Below are 462 nucleotides of genomic sequence, written 5' to 3'. Positions count from 1 at the left end.
CATTTTGAGCCGGTTTGATTTTACTGGCCTCACAGGTAAGTGCCTGCTCCACTTCCTTTTGAACCTGAGCAGGGGCAACAGAGTATCCGTCCTCCAAAATACGACGGACATTGAGGCGGTATTCATTCCAGTCACAGGACTTGATACCTGGACGACGGCGGGAGATTACCTGCAAGTACCCAGAGTCAACGGTAGCCTTGTTGCGTCGTTTAATAGTGGCAGGGGAGCGGCGCAGAAGCTCGCCTATTGCGCCAACGTGTTGTTTCCATGGCAACCCACCACTGAGGCGGCCAAGGGCGATCAGGTGATCTGACACAGCTCTGCTAACAGGTAGCCCGTGGATAGCGGAGAGTATGACCTTCTTGCGCAAAGGCTCGGGAAGCTTCTTCCAGTTGCTGGCGATCTTTTCAGGAGTGCTCATTGTGACAACTCCACCAGCGAATCAATACGCTGCCCGAAGAT

1 protein-coding gene is annotated in these 462 nt (G+C 53.7%); it reads right to left on the bottom strand.

Features of this window, described 5'->3' with window-relative positions; translation table 11 throughout:
- Window positions 1-421 (bottom strand): hypothetical protein (locus E1189_RS00450; RefSeq protein WP_155158185.1); only part of this gene is annotated, 421 nt, incomplete at its 3' end.
- Between the last annotated feature and the right edge of the window lie 41 nt (window positions 422-462).

This window comes from Parendozoicomonas verongulae (assembly GCF_009711465.1).
GTDB classification, from domain to species: Bacteria; Pseudomonadota; Gammaproteobacteria; order Pseudomonadales; family Endozoicomonadaceae; genus Sansalvadorimonas; species Sansalvadorimonas verongulae.
This window is presented reverse-complemented; position numbering and strand designations above follow the sequence as displayed.